Origin of the sequence: Psychrobacter sp. KCTC 72983 (genome assembly GCF_014280455.1) — a bacterium.
Lineage (GTDB): Bacteria > Pseudomonadota > Gammaproteobacteria > Pseudomonadales > Moraxellaceae > Psychrobacter > Psychrobacter pacificensis.
Window position 1 is genome coordinate 2490673 of record NZ_CP060390.1, and the last position, 16558, is coordinate 2507230.

17 protein-coding genes, 1 tRNA gene and 1 pseudogene are annotated in these 16558 nt (G+C 43.6%); 10 read left to right on the top strand and 9 right to left on the bottom strand.

The features are described 5' to 3' along the window. The first annotated feature begins 174 nt into the window (after window positions 1-174). Window positions 175-879 (top strand): hypothetical protein, encoded by a 705-nt coding sequence (locus PSBA01_RS10695; protein WP_186474297.1) that lies wholly within the window; start codon window positions 175-177, stop codon window positions 877-879. Between the two features lie 127 nt (window positions 880-1006). Further along, window positions 1007-1450: an SRPBCC family protein gene (locus PSBA01_RS10700; RefSeq protein WP_071001808.1), complete on the top strand. Its 444-nt coding sequence runs from the start codon at window positions 1007-1009 to the stop codon at window positions 1448-1450. 75 nt (window positions 1451-1525) lie between these two features. Here PSBA01_RS10700 and PSBA01_RS10705 read toward each other — a convergent pair whose 3' ends face one another. Next, the gene (locus PSBA01_RS10705) at window positions 1526-1837 is read right to left on the bottom strand and encodes a DUF1244 domain-containing protein (RefSeq protein ID WP_186474298.1); all 312 of its coding nucleotides are present in this window, start codon (window positions 1835-1837) and stop codon (window positions 1526-1528) included. A 354-nt stretch (window positions 1838-2191) separates the two neighbouring features. Further along, window positions 2192-2266: transfer RNA gene (locus PSBA01_RS10710), tRNA-Gly, on the bottom strand. Window positions 2267-2524: 258 nt separating this feature from the next. Here PSBA01_RS10710 and PSBA01_RS10715 point away from each other — a divergent pair. The 3 genes from PSBA01_RS10715 (at window position 2525) to PSBA01_RS10725 (ending at window position 6853) form a co-directional block, all read left to right on the top strand. After that, window positions 2525-4195, top strand: coding sequence for an alpha-keto acid decarboxylase family protein (locus tag PSBA01_RS10715; protein ID WP_186474299.1), 1671 nt, complete (start codon window positions 2525-2527; stop codon window positions 4193-4195). Between the two features lie 191 nt (window positions 4196-4386). Further along, window positions 4387-4722 (top strand): GlpM family protein, encoded by a 336-nt coding sequence (locus tag PSBA01_RS10720; RefSeq protein ID WP_058023655.1) that lies wholly within the window; start codon window positions 4387-4389, stop codon window positions 4720-4722. A gap of 337 nt (window positions 4723-5059) precedes the next feature. Further along, window positions 5060-6853, top strand: coding sequence for a potassium/proton antiporter (locus PSBA01_RS10725; protein ID WP_186474300.1), 1794 nt, complete (start codon window positions 5060-5062; stop codon window positions 6851-6853). Window positions 6854-6867: 14 nt separating this feature from the next. On the opposite strand, the gene PSBA01_RS10730 is transcribed toward PSBA01_RS10725, so the two are convergent. The 4 genes from PSBA01_RS10730 to PSBA01_RS10745 form a co-directional block, all read right to left on the bottom strand. After that, on the bottom strand, window positions 6868-7614 hold the full coding sequence (locus tag PSBA01_RS10730) for a LysR family transcriptional regulator (protein WP_186474301.1): 747 nt from the start codon (window positions 7612-7614) through the stop codon (window positions 6868-6870). A 188-nt stretch (window positions 7615-7802) separates the two neighbouring features. Then, window positions 7803-8123, bottom strand: a complete 321-nt coding sequence (locus PSBA01_RS13310) for a hypothetical protein (protein ID WP_071001803.1) — start codon at window positions 8121-8123, stop codon at window positions 7803-7805. 26 nt (window positions 8124-8149) lie between these two features. After that, a complete protein-coding gene (locus PSBA01_RS13315; protein ID WP_228724571.1) occupies window positions 8150-8473 on the bottom strand; it encodes a VTT domain-containing protein in 324 nt (107 codons plus the stop codon). A 437-nt stretch (window positions 8474-8910) separates the two neighbouring features. Next, complete coding sequence (locus PSBA01_RS10745) at window positions 8911-9444, bottom strand: DUF2058 domain-containing protein (RefSeq protein ID WP_058025874.1); 534 nt, start codon at window positions 9442-9444, stop codon at window positions 8911-8913. A 332-nt stretch (window positions 9445-9776) separates the two neighbouring features. Between PSBA01_RS10745 and PSBA01_RS10750 the strand changes: the two genes are divergently transcribed. Together PSBA01_RS10750 and PSBA01_RS10755 are read left to right on the top strand one after the other, a co-directional pair. Beyond that, a complete protein-coding gene (locus PSBA01_RS10750) occupies window positions 9777-10640 on the top strand; it encodes a universal stress protein (RefSeq protein WP_071001800.1) in 864 nt (287 codons plus the stop codon). Between the two features lie 214 nt (window positions 10641-10854). After that, window positions 10855-11538, top strand: a complete 684-nt coding sequence (locus PSBA01_RS10755; RefSeq protein WP_071001799.1) for a cupin domain-containing protein — start codon at window positions 10855-10857, stop codon at window positions 11536-11538. A gap of 524 nt (window positions 11539-12062) precedes the next feature. Here PSBA01_RS10755 and PSBA01_RS10760 read toward each other — a convergent pair. Beyond that, window positions 12063-13025: an acyltransferase gene (locus tag PSBA01_RS10760; RefSeq protein ID WP_071001798.1), complete on the bottom strand. Its 963-nt coding sequence runs from the start codon at window positions 13023-13025 to the stop codon at window positions 12063-12065. Window positions 13026-13229: 204 nt separating this feature from the next. After that, window positions 13230-13424 (bottom strand): annotated as a pseudogene (locus PSBA01_RS10765) (integrase core domain-containing protein); the annotation flags it as partial. 16 nt (window positions 13425-13440) lie between these two features. On the opposite strand from PSBA01_RS10765, the gene PSBA01_RS10770 reads away from it, so the two are divergent. Together PSBA01_RS10770 and PSBA01_RS13225 are read left to right on the top strand one after the other, a co-directional pair. Then, window positions 13441-13680 carry a glutathione binding-like protein gene (locus PSBA01_RS10770; RefSeq protein WP_228724572.1) on the top strand — a complete coding sequence of 80 codons (240 nt, stop codon included), beginning with the start codon at window positions 13441-13443 and terminating at the stop codon, window positions 13678-13680. A gap of 256 nt (window positions 13681-13936) precedes the next feature. Further along, complete coding sequence (locus PSBA01_RS13225) at window positions 13937-14230, top strand: TetR/AcrR family transcriptional regulator (protein ID WP_222436679.1); 294 nt, start codon at window positions 13937-13939, stop codon at window positions 14228-14230. Between the two features lie 63 nt (window positions 14231-14293). Here PSBA01_RS13225 and PSBA01_RS10780 read toward each other — a convergent pair whose 3' ends face one another. Next, window positions 14294-15556, bottom strand: a complete 1263-nt coding sequence (locus PSBA01_RS10780; protein WP_186474303.1) for a siderophore-interacting protein — start codon at window positions 15554-15556, stop codon at window positions 14294-14296. A 188-nt stretch (window positions 15557-15744) separates the two neighbouring features. On the opposite strand from PSBA01_RS10780, the gene PSBA01_RS10785 reads away from it, so the two are divergent. Continuing rightward, the gene (locus PSBA01_RS10785) at window positions 15745-16509 is read left to right on the top strand and encodes an ABC transporter ATP-binding protein (RefSeq protein ID WP_186474305.1); all 765 of its coding nucleotides are present in this window, start codon (window positions 15745-15747) and stop codon (window positions 16507-16509) included. Window positions 16510-16558: the final 49 nt, after the last annotated feature.

A 16558-nucleotide genomic window follows, 5' to 3' on the forward strand; every position in this document is an offset into this window, starting at 1 on the left:
GTAGCGTTTAATCGAGCGCGTTTCCTATGCTGTATCAATTTTATTGAGGTTCTACTATATGCGCATAAAATCTAGAGCGCCGTGATATTAAGAAAGTATCATGTACCAAGGCTCTTAAAGATTGAGCCACACAGACATTTCACAAATTTAACTCAAGCAAAAAGGCAATCTCGAATGACCAAAGATAATCCATATAATTTTTTACCTTTGCAGCCTACTGGCAGAAATGAAACCGACACAGCGAATACCTATGCGCCTGAAGATATGATTAAAATATATGAGCAGCAGTTTCTCATTCAAGTACCTGAAGAGGAGCTGACAGGGTTTTTGCCTGCCCTAAAAGCATTTTATGATATTGATAATCATACTTTAGATGTCAGCGCCGTTATTTTTGATGCAATTGCAGATTCGAGTATTATTTATAATCACAAAATCAAAGTGGGCGGCTATCAGTTGCTAGGCGGATTGGTAGAGGAAGCGATTGAATATGATGAGGATACTCAAAATGACGACAGCACTGAAGGCGAAGAGATTCAGGCCTATACACTAGAGTGCCAACGTACCTTCTTCATCAATGATGTGGAGATACCGTATCATTTTAATCTGTTCATTTATGGCGATGGCTATTCTACTTTGACCAAAAAAGAAACCGTGCTAGAAAAAATGTATTGGTTTGTCAGAGGCAGATTTGAAGAAGAGTTGTTGGACGACTCCAAAGATAATGATAGCTTGGACTCAATCAATGAGCAGCTAGCCAGCTTGGGCATTGCGGCCATGGATTTAACGACTGTAGATGAGATCGTAAGTTATATTGAAGCCAGCATCATAGATGACGTAATGGTTGATGAGCTAAATAAGCTATTGGATGATGTCGAGTAGTATTGATGGTAAGCGTCTTTCAAAAGGACGAGCTTCTTCACGATCATAAGGTTTTGAAGTGTGACGGCTTTATTTGTTTCTAAAATGGCACTAAGCGAAATAACTTTAATCCTAACGAGATCATATTATGTTCAAAATAAAAGTAGAACGCATTGTCAAAAAACCGATTGATGAGGTATTTGAAGCACTGAGCGACCATGCCAGTTATGGCTCATTTAAAGCGGTGGGAGTTGCTAAGTTAGTCGCTGAAGGTAATGAGGAGCGCAATGGTGTTGGCGCTTTACGTAGCATTCAAGCGGGACCTGTTAAGTTTTGGGAGCGGATTACAGCGTTTGAGCGTCCTACTCATATGCAATACCAAATCGAAAAAGCTAAACCCGTCAAAATGCGACATGATAAAGGCGTCATTGATTTAAAAGACTTGGGCGATGGCACCACACACGTGACTTGGATATCCGAGGGTCGATTGATTGTACCGTTGCCATTAATCGGTCGCCTACTTGATCGTCAAATGCAGAAACAAGGAACCATAGGATTTAGTAGTATACTCAAATCTATAGAAAGCCGCTAATCTAGCGGCAATATTGTCTTCTTCGATATAATTATATCATGGTGGCTCTTTTATTTGAGCCACTACTAGTTGGTTTTAATTCGTTTTGTTCTTGGTAGCTTCAATTTCGCGAAAACGTGCTAACTGTTCTGGTGTTGCTTTTTGCTGGTACTTCGCTTTCCACTCAGCGTAAGGCATGCCATAAACAAGCTCGCGCGCATCCTCGTAGTCGATTTCAATACCACGCTCTTCACCAGCAGCTTTGTACCATTTGGATAAACAGTTACGACAAAAATCGGCAAGGTTCATCAGCTCAATATTCTGTACATCTTTACGCTCGTCTAAATGAGCCAATAAGCGACGAAATGCCGCCGCTTCTAATTCGATGTTTGATTCTAATTTTGCCATAATATTTTTCCTAATTGTCATTGAGCCATCTAAAACTTAGTTAATACTAACCAGTAAACTTATTATAGTAGAGGTTCGCTAATTTAAAAGCTTTTAATCATAATATTAAACCACGCTTCATTTCTATCTGCTCTAAAAATAGCTAGGTTGGGGGCAATTCAGTATTCGCAGTTTTAGGGCAGGGCACGGTTTGGGCACCAAATGGGCACCGCACCAAAAATGAGCTTTTTAATTGAGTAGATAAACTTAACCATATTAAAAAATATATTTCGAGAATCTCTCTACAAGCCCCGAAAATTGGACAAAAAAAAGCCTCACTGCTCATATAAAGAGTAGTGAGGCTTTTTAAGTATTTGGAGCGGGATAAGAGATTCGAACTCTCGACCCCAACCTTGGCAAGGTTATGCTCTACCACTGAGCTAATCCCGCTGATTCATCGTTTGATTAACTATCATCAGATGATGAAGGCGTATTATACGCAGTTTTTTTTATGTGTCAACACCTATGACGAAAAAAGTTAAAGTTATTAAAATAGGCATATATTCTATCTACAAATGTGTGTTATAACGGTTCATTATAATATGTATTCCAAAAGCTTTGCATACATAAATAAGCTGGTATACATATTATGATTTAATTACATTCACAATGATCAATACTTACGAAGATAAGTTATAAGGATAAAAAATGAGTCAACAGTATACTATCGCTGATTATTTGTTTGATCGTGTCGCAGAAGCAGGTGCCTCTGAGATATTCGGCGTACCAGGCGATTTTAACTTAACCTTTTTGGACAATGTCCTTGCTTCTGATAAGCTGCGCTGGGTGGGTAACACCAATGAGCTAAATGCTGGCTATGCGGCCGACGGCTATGCACGCGAGCGTGGGTTTGCCGCCATGGTGACGACTTTTGGCGTAGGCGAGCTATCAGCGATTAACGCGACCGCAGGCTCTTTTGCTGAGTACGCGCCAGTATTGCACATCGTAGGTGCACCAAGCACAGCTTTGCAAGACGCAAAACGCCGTATTCATCATTCGCTTGGCGATGGCGTATTTAATCATTTTATTAAGATGGTTGAGCCCGTGACCGTAGCACGAGCGCAGCTTACTCCTGAAAATGCCGCCTCAGAAATTGATCGAGTGATTCGATTGATTCTCAAAAAGCATCGCCCAGGTTATCTGCTGCTATCACCTGATGTTGCGCGTCAGCCTATTTATCCGCCAACAACCAAGCTGATTGATAGCCAAGAAGACATCACCAGTCAAGCGGCATTGGCAGATTTCAAGCAAGCGCTAACAGAGTTCTTGCCAAACAAAACCACGACGCTCATGGCAGATTTGATGGTGCATCGTTTGGGGTTGCAGTCACAGCTCAAAGCACTGATTGCTGATACAGACATTCCTTATACCACGCTATCGTGGGGCAAGACACTGCTTGATGAAAACAGCGAGCGCTGGGCCGGGACTTATGCAGGCGTTGCCTCGCGTCCCATTGTCAAAGACGCGGTAGAAAACTGCGAATGTCTGATCAAAGTAGGGGTGCAATATACCGACACGACCACCGCGGGATTTAGCCAAGATATTGACGAGAGTATAGTAGTAGACTTGCATTATGAGCGTGCTTCTATTAGTGGTAAGAACTTTGCACCGATTGCCTTGCAAGATGCATTACAGGCCCTGCACGAAGTCATAACCTCTGGTATCAACATCGTACCAAAGCCTTTTTGTGAGCCCGTCAAGCCGCATGAGCAGAAGGGTAGGGATGATGAGGCAATTCTCCAAGATGACCTATGGCATATTATCGCTGATCGCCTAGACCATAATAATTTGGTGTTCTCTGAGCAAGGAACGGCCTATTTTGGCATCAGTGATGTGCGCTTGCCAGAAGGGGTGACCTCCTATGGGCAGCCAATGTGGGGCTCGATTGGCTACACATTACCAGCCAGCTTAGGTGCTGCTATCGCGTCACCGAATAAACGCAGTGTTTTATTGATTGGTGATGGCTCGGCGCTCTTGACGGTTCAAGAAATGGCGGTCATGATTCAAGAGCGTATCAATCCAGTCATCGTCCTAATCAATAACGACGGCTATACCGTAGAGCGTGCGATTCATGGTGAAAACCAATACTACAACGATATCCCAAAATGCGATTGGCAGATCATGCCAAAAGCGTTTGGCGCAACCGAAGCGAATAGCTTACTACTCAAAGCAGAAACAGCAGGTGAGCTAAAAGCGGCTTTAAACAAAGCTGCCGAGACTACCGATAAGCTAGTAATGATTGAGGTCATCGCAGATAAGCATGATATACCCCCGTTGCTAGCAGATATCAGCGCGGCACTAAAGCCAAAAAAGGATTAAATAATTCGTAAAAGCTTTCTTAATAAAAGTACTAGCCCCATTTAGCAGCGTAGCTAAATGGGGTTTTTTGCGTTTTTTTATCATAAGGGTCAATTAATCAGCGATGCCTCTTATGTCAATTTGTAGACTCTAGTATGATGGCTGATTGGGCTATGTTCAGCCCGTCATACTCAATAGGAGAGTGATCCATCATGATCTGGCTAAAAATGCTCATTGGCGCTTTGATGGTATTGGCAATTCAATTATTTGCACAAACGCGATTTTTTTATCTGGCGGCGCTTGCACCTCTTTTCCCCACGTTTACGCTCATCAGTCACTTCATTGTTGGCACTGAGCGCAGTCCTACTGATTTAAGGGTTGCCCTGATATTTAGTATGCTGGGTGTGATACCGCATCTGATTTATACCTTGGTGGTATTTTTTAGCATCAGTTATATGAGCTTATATAAGGCATTATTGTTAGGCGTTGTCGCTTGGACAGTAGCCGCCGCCATTTTGGTACTGACATGGCAGTACATTCAGGGCTAAATAGTCAAGCGTAACTATTTAAATCTAATCGTGTGGACCTAAATACTGTCAAAAGGCAGCATAAAACAATGGTCATAAGTTCATAGGTACGCGCTGGTATATTCGATAACTTTTCTCGAAATACTGTCTATAAATTTAGTCGCAGATGTTACTCTTAATGTCGATATAGAATCAGTGTAAATTTCTTGTGTTAATAGCTCTGACAATCGTTGCTGATGAGAAACTCTCTGGCGTGATATCTAATAACAGTGCGATAACGGAAATATTTGCGCAATCAAGTACTATTATGCTTCATTCAATATTGATGCAATAACGATAAAAAACAGGGTTTTAAAAAATGGATACCTTGAATATCCTATACCTCGTAGGGGCAGTACTTATTTTCGCCAGTATCATGGCGAGCACGTTATCGGCGCGTTTGGGTGTGCCCTTGCTATTGCTGTTTTTGATCGTCGGTATGTTGGCAGGCGAGCAGGGTATCTTAGGTATTGAGTTTTCTCAATATGGGCTGGCCAATTTTGTGGGACAAGCGGCGCTTGCTTGTATCCTGTTAGATGGTGGTCTACGTACGTCTTTTAAGTCGTTTCGGGTCGGTCTAAAACCTGCGATCACCTTGGCTACTTGGGGCGTACTGGTCACGGTTTTGGTGCTCGGGGTATTTGTTACTTGGTTGCTCGATGTCGACTGGCGTTTTGGTCTATTGATGGCAGCGATTGTTGGCTCAACCGATGCGGCCGCTGTATTCTCTCTACTACGTAATGGCGGGGTCAAGCTCAATGACCGCGTTCAAGCTACGCTCGAGTTAGAATCTGGTGCCAACGATCCCTTGGCCATTTTATTGGTGACGGGGTTAATTGCTCTAAACGTCGACCCTGCTGGTCAGACAGCATTTGGCTTTTTGGTCTTACTGTTTCAACAGCTGAGCTTTGGGTTGGGCATGGGCTTGCTCTTTGGTTATTTGCTCTCTCGGTTATTACCCAAGATACATCTGGCAGAGGGTATGTATGCCATTTTGATACTCTCAGCGGGCTTGGCGGTATTTGCTGCGACCAACTTGATTGGCGGTAGTGGGTTTTTGGCGGTGTATCTCACAGGGGTGCTGATAGGCAATTATAAGGTACGTTCAACCGAGCATGTCATGCGCGTGATGGACAGCTTTGCGTGGCTGTCGCAAGCGGTATTGTTTGTGGTATTGGGGCTATTGGTCACGCCATCAAACGTTCTTAATGTCTGGCATTATTCGGTGGCGATAGCGGCGTTCATGATCTTCGTTGCCCGTCCTATCGCGGTCTATACTAGTGTGAAACCATTTAAATTTAAAGATCGAGAGATTGGGTTTATCTCTTGGGTTGGTCTGCGCGGTGCGGTGCCCATTACCCTTGCGATTTTGCCCGTCATGGCAGGGATAGATAACGCCTTTATGCTGTTTGATATTGCGTTTGGGGTTGTGGTGCTGTCACTGATTTTGCAAGGCACGACCATTCCTACTATGGCGAATCTATTTAAGGTACGTATTCCAACCAATAAAGATCCCAAAGAAGAGCACGAGGTTTGGGTATCGGATAAGGCGAGTATTACCTTATACGAGTTTGAGGCGCAATCAGGCGCATTTGCTATTGGCCGCCATCCTATGGGTATCTCTAAAGGCATTAGCCCTGATGAAATCAGCGTATTTGCGCTGGTGCGCGGTCAACAAATCGTCGTCGTCGATGAACAGACCAAAATAAAATTTGGTGATAGTGTTTGGTACGCCATGCGCGGCAATCATGCGAGCAAAATTGCCAAGATTTTTAATGACACAACGTTAGATCGTAAGGCTATTGATGACTTTTATGGTGATTGGTTGCTATCACCCAGTGTAAAACTCGGAGATTTGCCATTTTTTTCAGAAGCCATGGTCGCCAAACCTTTGGTAAAAACGCTGAAAACGACCGAAGCAGACAGTACCAAAGATATGTGGGAGCAGACAGTCGCTGAGTATGTGACCTCACATTTAGGTACCGCACCCGTTTCAGGCGATACAGTTGTGGTGAACGATGAGTGGTCACTGGTCATCAAAGAAGTAGGCGAAAAAGGTAAGCTTAGAAGCATTGGTCTCAAGCATCAACGACCGTCCGTAGCAGTGCAGTGATATTCGTATTCTTTTTATAGCAAGTTCATCATTTTATGTAGAAAGTCAGCGGTTTGTTTTTGCTGATTTTCCCGATATGCCCAGTGGGGCTCGACGTCGTAGCTTGCTTCATTGGGCAGGAGTATTTTCATCACTCCCATGCCCTCATATCGTCTCGCCAGATCACGCGGTAAGTACCCCACATGATGGCCTGCAAGGATAAGCTGCGCAGTTGCTTCCATGTGATAAGTGGTGGCGCTTAGGGTTTTTGGGCGGATATGATTGATATGATGCTCGACCACGTAGCCCCTTTTTATCCACGGATAATTCTGCTCTAAATCCTCAAAAGTCAATCCTTCTGAGTTATAAAATAGCTTATGCTCACGTCCGCAGCAGACCACTTGTTTTTCGACAAATGCTGGCTGAAACGTCAGTAACGGCGGAAAGCTACCAAAATAACCCACACCAATGTCACTCTCGTTACTTAAGAGCTTTTCTAGCATGCTCTCAGGGCTTTGCACATTGATAGAAAAGTGTATCAGTGGGTTTTCTCGGTAGCTGCTGGCGAGGCGCTGTCTAAGCGCATCATAAAAAAACTTGGGCATCTGATCAATTAAGCAAGGCCTAATATGTCCACCGTGTACTGAGTCTAGTTGCTTAATATAGTGCAGCTGGTGCTGAAAGCTTGCGACCGATTCGGTAAAGCCCAAACAAGCCTCATAGACAGCCGCACCATCCTCTGTCAGCTTAAATCCTGCTCGACCGCGATGGCAAAGTGTCATGCCCAAGCGGTCTTCTAATTGCTGACTGATTGAGTCGCTCTTAGTTTTATTGGCTGTTTTAGAACTTCGTACCTAGCTGTTAATATCGTTATTGATAGCTAGCGTCCAAACCTGTTCTGCAAGTCAGGTTGCTTATCGGTAAATGCCTAACTAACCGCGCCGCCATGTGTGGTATTTTTCTAACCAGTTCAGTACCGTGTCGGGGCGTGATTGCGTTTCCATTCACCAGCGACGTATTTGTTGCCCTCCGCCCATGTCGGGTAGGTATGAATTGTACCCAATATTTTATTGAGCCCCAAACCATGTTTCATCGCCAGTACAAAATCGCTCATTAAATCGCCAGCATGCTCAGCCACTATCGTCACCCCTAGGGTTTTATCTTTGCCTTTCGCGGTGATGACTTTAATAAAATCCTTAGCTACGCTGTCTGTAATGGCGCGATCTAACTCTTTAAAGTCATAACGTGTCACTTCAAAATCAATGCCCTTTGCCGATTGCTTCTTGCTCATTCAAACCCACGCGAGCGACTTCTGGATCAATGAAAATCGTCCATGAAATCACGCGGTAATCGACCTTGAATTTTTAAAATTTCCAAATAAGCCGTTAACCGCTGCGTACCAGCCTTGATGCGACGCCACATGAGTGAATTGATAGGGCCCAACGATTTGATAGTGTCGCGCAGCAGGTAACGTGAGGTCAAAAAAGCCAGCGTTGCCCCGATACTGGAAGCAAAAGAGGCAATGAGTAAGCCTTGAGCTAAGCCAAACAGCGTGCCTGCGGCCAGCGTCAAAATAGTGGCGCTAGGTAAGGAAAGAGCAGTGACGACCACATAAAGTAAAAATAATCCACCAATAATCAATAATCAATAATGGCGACTGCGTTTTATACGCATCAAACTGCGCCATCAATCCTTTTAAGCCCTCAAGCGTCAATAATTGATTGAGATCAAAATAAAAAAAACTGGCCACTACGATCAGTAGAAATAGTATTAAAAATATTCTTTTCATCATGATTGGTCTGGCCTCATAGTCTGGTGAAGGCGACCGTTATCGCTTTATGATCCAAATGCTGACGGTGTGCGCTAACGGCGGTATGCGCTAACATAGCAATACGAATATGGATGACGCGACTGTGATAACAGTCAGAGCGCTTGCCTTTATAGTATAGGGCTTGGGCTGCGTTGTCTGGTATTTATATCAGCATCTCACAAATAAAAGCAGCCCTTCATAGAACGGATGCTCCATGAAGGGCTGCTGTTTGAATGCTTATCTAATCGCTGCATGAAAAGGCGAGAGATTACCACATCAAATCGTCTGGGATCACATAAGCGGCGTAAGGATCATCTTCTTCTGGCGTGTCTTCAGCGGTATCGTTGGACACGACCATAAACCCTTCCATTTTTGTATCGATACGATCGGCGAGTGGGCGCGGCAGGAGCGCGTAGCTATCCTCTAAGCGTGCAATCACCACGTGACCGGCGACGATTTGATCGTATAGCTTTTGCGTGATGGATATTTTTTTCACTTTAGACGCATCGACGAATTGATAGCTAACGTCACCATCCGTATCGGCTATCTGATGCTGCTTAATCATTTGAATGATGTTAGCCCTCAGCGCCTTTTCTTCTAAAGCTTGCTGTTTTTGCTGATTGAGCTTTTGGTCTTTCTCAAGCTTTTGCGCTTGAGCCTCTGCCAATGCTTTTTTGGTCTCTAAACTCTCTGAGTCGCCAATACGCTTAGCATGCTGCGTTTGCTTGCTGATTTTTTTGGCTTTTTTACTATCGACCAATCCAGCCTTTAATAGTTGAGCCTGTAGGGCGTTCTTTGCCATAATTCAATCACCTAAATAACGATACGTAAGTCTTAAATACTGCATCATAAATACTAAAAGAGGTATTGTAGCAAACTTTACTAACGCTTGTGGTTAGACAATGACCAGAGTTCATCGGGGTGTTAAAACAATACTCTTGTAAACTATATAAAATAATAGTGCTAGCACGTTTGTGATTTTACAAAAGCGTGTACATCGCTGGATGAAACCGACCAAATTGGGTATCATCAAATTAAGAGAGCAGTTTTTATAAACATCTCTCAAACAATGGGCATAGCTTGGTCATATATAACAAGCTGTATGGGATTAAATAACATATCTAAGGACAGATTATGACAACATCACAGCACATTCTAGCCTGTATTGACGGCTCAGCAGTGACTGAATCGGTTTGTGACTATGCCGCATGGTATGCCAGCAGACTGAATTTGCCCGTTGGATTGCTGCATGTCAGTGATATTCCTGCCTCAGTGAGACGAGATCTGTCAGGAGCGATAGGGATCAACAGTCGCCAGTTCTTATTAGATGAGTTGTCCCAGCTAGATGAGCAAAGGGCAAAAGTCGTCAATAGCTATAGCAACGCCTTAGTACAAGATGCAAAAAGCCATATCAAAGACAGCTTTGCGGATGTCAATGTGCGCATTTATCAACGTCATGGTAAATTGCTTCCTAGCATCGAGTATTTCAAAGAAGAAAATCGCGCGATCGTCATGGGACGCCGCGGCGAAGACCACAAAAATAGCCGCATCAATATCGGCAGCCAAATCGAAACGGTAGCTCGCGCATCGGATATCCCTATCCTGATTTGCTCAGAAACCTTTAAAGAGCCTAGCTCATATATGATTGCTTTTGATGGTAGCAAGACCTCTATAAAAGCGGCATGGATGGTCGCAAAAAGCCCTTTGTTAAAAGGTTTGAAAGGCCACATCGTGATGGTCGGCAATTATAATGAAGCCGCCAAGCAAAGCATGAGCGCGGCTGCTGCAAAATTGGAAGATGCAGGTTATATCGTTGAGGCGCATCATCTGTCTGCTTCTGATGCGGTCGATGGGTTATTAACGTTTCAAGTCGACAACGATATTGACATCATGGTGGTCGGTGCTTATGGACACTCTAAATGGCAGCAGTTGTTTCTTGGTAGTACAACGACAGAGATCATTGCAAGTACCTTATCCCCTGTAATTTTGGTACGCTAATGGATGCATTAATAAATTGTCATGAGTCGCTTGTTTTTCGATAAAGCGACACTAAATTAAGGCCGTGCCTTGTTCGAGACACGAGCGATCAGTGTATCGCTCTCAGCAGCGCAATATTCATAAAGAGGGTTGGTTATCGATATTTTAGATAACCAATCTATATCTCATAACGGCTCACTTGCTGACGCCACTCATTCTATCTTTGGAACCCCTTATGCGTATCAATGCAGATTTTTCACGTCGTGCTTCGCTAGCACCTGAAGACCACGGGTGGGTCAAATCACCACAGAATGGCGTGGAGCGAGTGATGCTTGACCGCATCGGTGAAGAGAAGGCTCGTGCGACGAGCCTAGTACGTTATGCACCGAACTCTTATTTTCCGCACCACTTGCATCCCGGCGGCGAGGAGATACTCGTACTGTCAGGGACTTTTTCTGCAGACGATACCCATTATCCGGCAGGTTGGTACGTGCGCAATCCACCAGCATCCGGTCATAGGCCTTATAGTGATGAAGGCGCAGTGATTTTCGTTAAACTACGGCAGATGTCACCTGATGAAGCGCATCATGTGGCCATCGACACTCACGATAGCGCCAATTGGCAGCGACAAGGTGACCGTGACGTTTGTCCTCTTTTCTCAGATGATGTCGAGCAGGTGAGCTTGCAACGTATAGAGGCAGGAGAGTTGTTATTCAATGAGCCAATCCTTAATGGCGCAGAGCTGTTAGTCATTGCAGGCGAGCTGGTAGATGATGACCGAGTCTATCAGCGTTGGGGGTGGTTACGTCTGCCTGCAGGTGAGTACGCGCAAATCACAGCAGGACGAGAGGGCGCGACGATATATCTAAAAACAGGGCATCTCAGCCAAGTCATCGGAGACAAGCCAGACGATGCCTAAAGACCTATGATCAATAACACTGCGCTGATTGCTAATCACGGATTGAGCCTGATTGCTTATTAATTTGACTCATCAATTTGAATGGTTAGCGCCAGCATGAAGTGACCTATTTAGCTGATTTATATAACGTATCACCTCGTCTCAAGCCAGATAAACGGCTCTATATCAATACAGCCCTTTCTTATACAACATCACAAGTCCGCTTCTAAAAATAGTCGATTTCTTCTATCCATGTCTTATAGTCAATCCATAATAAAATTAGCACAGCTCATATCATTGAACAGTTTAGGTAGTTTATTCTTTATTCACCCTTGTCGTAGAAACTTAGCCTGTGCCCACTTTTTTTCAATAGGGTGACGATTACGCATTTCGTTTTGAGGCATGGTATTAGCGTGTTTTTACACCATTGGCAGAAAAGGCTCTACTATATATTAGTACACGCGCAGAACACCTCGAGGTTATCAAATACTAAGCATTATTGGTATAAAGAATTTACTCAGTCTGTTGAACTATCTGTTTGTAGACTAAGCCTCTTTCATCGGAGCTTCATGCTCAAAGTCAGCCAGCATCTCTGTGATCAGCTGGTCTTTTTTGTGCCATACCTGCTCAACCCAGTCAAACATCTGCGCTTTTACCGTGTCATCTGTTTCATAACCACCATTTTTAATTGCCGTAAATAAGTCTTCAGGTATCTCGATATGACGCACATCGACGCCTAACCGTTTGATGTTGCCTTTCCATAAGTCACTATAAGTGGGTATGCCATCAGGGTAGACAATCGTCATGTCCAAGATACCGTCGATCTCTGAGCCTAGGGCACTCAAAGCAAGTGATAATCCGCCAGCACGGGGCTTGAGCAAGTGCTTATATGGTGAGTTTTGTTTGTCACGTTTGCTAGGGGTGAAGCGCGTTCCTTCCAAATAATTTAGCAAAGTAAAAGGCTTGTCCTTTAATAGCGCACAGGCTCGTTTGGCCTCTTCGATGTCTTTACCCTTTAAAGCAGGGTTTTTGGCAATGGCTTCTTTAGAATGTCGACGCATCATAGGGAAGTCGAGAAAGTAGAAAGCCTGCCCAATCACTGGAATATAGATGAGCTCAAACTTGGTAAAAAAGCGCGTCAATGGTAGGCGCTTTTCACTGATATATTGCATGATGCTGGTATCGACCCACGATTGGTGGTTGCTGATCAGTAGGTATTGACCATCTGTGTGTACATCATCAGGCAAGCTGATACGCCAGTCTTTACGTGGTAGGATATTGTCGATGACTGCATTATTGCTATTGATCCAGTAATTGGTGACATCGATAACGGCTTTGTCAGCGATAGCAGCACCCGTGAAGGCTTTGGCGGCGCCCATTATCCATACAGGAGGTCCTGCCAAGATGCTATTAAAGGTAATCACACCCGTGGCTGTGGTGAGTGATGCGGCTTTACCCAATTTTGGGGCGCGTTCATGTAGTTTTTGAACGACTGATTTCAATCGCATAGTAAGTCCTTTTTCTTAGACCAGTGATGAGGTATTGATAATATTACTGCATGATTTTAGCAGAAATAAATCTTAGTGTACGAGTGTTAACAACAAATAATACACAGCACCTTTAGTGAAAAGTATTATTTTTGCCATAAAAAAGCGTACCAAGGCATGACCTTGTAAATACCCCATTCTTAACACAACATCATTGTAGAATAATTAAGCCACCTGCCTGTACTCGGCAGGTGTCATATCATTAAGTGAATCATGGGATCTTTCAGTGTTATAAACCTTGATCCAGTCTTCAGTCAGCTTACTAACCTCGTTTAAATTATTAAAAAAATAACAGTCTAAAACCTCATTGCGGTAACTGCGATTAAACCGTTCAATATAAGCATTCTGATAAGGACAGCCAGAAGATCGTAGCGAGATGCTCTCATGGTTGATGTTTTTAGCAACTGGTCTGGGCCCTTATTATGGTCAGTCTGTGCATTTTAGACACAAGGCGCCAGAAAAAATCCCCTATGCGATGAACCGCTATCTTCGTGAGGCTGAGCGTCATTACGAAGTGCTCGACACCCATCTGGAAGGCTGTGAGTATTTGGTTAGAGACGAGTATTCAATCGCTGATATCTCCGCATGGGGCTGGATCGATAAAGCATCAGCCTGAAATGACAGGGCTCTTTTTTGCCGCTTCATTGCTAAAAATACACGTATAGAATGACTATACTCACTATTTTTACCTGCGAATCGCCTAAAAAATAGCCTCTGTCAGTGCCATGGTTGAATGTTCAGCACGCCCTAATAACAGCAAAGAGACGTAAAAAGCTTTATAATAAAAAAGTGATTAAAAACAGCAGCTAATATTGGTTCTACAAACTTTGCCTTAAAATAGATTTTGAGGCAAAGTGATTAAGGTAAACACTATGAGTGCTGCGATAAAGTTCAATCGCGAGGATGTGAGCGAAAAAGCAAAAAATCTCTATTGGGAAAAAGGCTATCACGCAACCTCGATGCGCAATCTGCAAGACGTCATCAATATGCATCCTGGTAGTATTTATGCCGCTTTTGGTAGTAAAGATAAGCTCTTTATATTGAACTGCGGTGTCTCTTGCGAGAACTACTGCCATAATAAGGTCTTGAATAAAGACTATAGCGTACAATGCTTTGCTGCTACAAACCTTAGTCATGAACAGGTCAGTGGTGAATGCTATGCATGAGAATGCTAAAAAACTGTCATCTTCAGCTCGATTGTTGCGGTCAACAAGCCATATCTTATGGATTTAATCCTGACGCCAATAAACCTTTATCACCACCTCTGCGCGGCTAAGATCAAGCCGCTCTCTAAGCATGGGCCGTAGTGCCTTGACAGTGCTTGCCTCTAATGCACCCCAGACTTTATCAATTTTTATAGGTTGATCTATCAAATAATTGCCTATCGTATTATCGATTAAGGGTGCTAAATGCTGTCCTGAGCATTGCTGATCGGTGACGATGGGAAGGACAGTAAAGTTGTCTTTAACGGTATTCTTGGTAGTGCGCTCACTATTGCTGTCAATACGATTAGTTATGCTGCCATCAATACCACTACGTATTTTTACGGTATCAAAATAACGTTGATCCGCCGCGTTTTGTGTGACACTAACAACTAACGGCGGTGTTGGGTTTTCCCATAGCTCGAGTAATCTCGCGACAGTTGGCATAGACGTTTCATCAGCGATCAGTAACGCTTGACCGTCACGCAAATGCTCAATTTTTTCAGGAAACTCCCTTTTGGTCACTACGGTATCACCTGCTTGTAGTGAGTTGGCCCAATTACCGCCCGGTGTATTGCCATGCAAGAAAACATCGACCCACGCTTGTATGCCAGCAGGGGTATGCCATGCTTTTCTTAAGGTGTAATAACAATGAGATCGAGCAAGGCGTGAGGTATTTTTGCTGTCATCAATATTGTCAGCTGTTGTGTCTTTAATCAATGCATTGTGCTCTAAATCAAATAAATACGCGTAACCTGCCTCGTTGATGGGTACTGAGGTCGGGTTTGATGTGCCGTTAGTATTATTCAACGTGGGCATGTTCAGTTCAAGGCGCAGCATATTTTTGCTGACTCTATAACTGTCTTGCACATCAAATACTTGCTTGGTCAGTTTAATCGTTTTTTTACCCAGCTTTTTATCCGCTTTTTGTTTGAGTGCAATATATTGAATTTGTAGCTCATCAGGATGCGTAATGGCTGCAGGAAAGGCAATAAAAAAAGTCTGACTCTGTTCAGGGTGATTTTGAGCATTGGTAGATGGAGATTCTGTATTTTTTGTCTGTACTTGTAACTCAAGGCCTTCAGCGTAAACGGTGGTTAATTTCACCTCTATATTATCCAATTCAGCAGTGGATATAGGAGTAAATGCGTTTAAAAACCCTAATAGTTCATCTAGATGCTCTTCGTTGATATAGGTGATGATGTCGTTTAGTTCAGGAGTGTTTAAGGAAGTATATGGTTTGTCTTGACCATAGGTATTATGTGCAGAAGATAGGAAGATATTAGCCATATTGATACTCATAAGCAGATGATAAGTGAGGAGATAAAACGTCTAGTTGGTTAATGATAATTGTTTTTATTATCGTTTACGAGTAAAATCCTCTTTTATTGTCGCTTTTGTTTCAAAACTATAAGCATCATCGACGCCAATTTTCTACTTTTTATCAATTTTGATTTTTATCAATAATGAGTGCCTATATGTTACGTGCAAACCAACTGACCATCAGTCGTCAAGGGAATACTTTACTAGATAACGTGAACTGCGAGATTGATATCAAGCAGTTGGTGGCGCTAGTTGGACACAATGGTTCAGGAAAGTCGACTCTGATTAAGGCATTGGCAGGGGAGATGGCGAGTAGTAGCGGTAGTATTACCTTAGATGATACTCGCATCAATGATTACGGCAGTAAGGAGCTGGCACGTCATATGGCTTATCTGCCACAGCAACTACCTGACGCCGCTGGATTTACCGTGCGTGAGCTTGTGATGCTCGGACGCTATCCGCATCAAAAGTGGCTACAAAAGCCAACCCAAATGGATAGAGATAAAGTTGATCAAGCGCTAAAGGTAACCCAAACCGAAGCATTTGCTGATCGCATTACATCGACGCTATCAGGCGGTGAGCGTGCCCGTGCTTGGCTTGCGATGTGCTTGGCGCAAGATACCAAGTATTTACTGCTTGATGAGCCGCTCGCTGCATTAGATATGCATTATCAGATTGAGGTCATTCAGCTTATCCGCCGCTTGGTAGATGAGCAGGGCTTGAGTGTGGTGATTATTATTCATGATATCAATCTGGCAGCGCAGTATGCGGATCGAATCATTGCGCTAAAAAACGGCCGAGTTTGCCACAATGGCACTATCAAAAGTACGATGCAATCTGAGGTATTATACGATATTTTTAACGTTGATATGCAGCTGCTCAGTCATCCCATTACTGGGCAGCCTGTTGCAGTTGCTTGACATCAGATCGCTTCTCTTTCACCCAAACTCGCCTAAAAAGATATGCTCC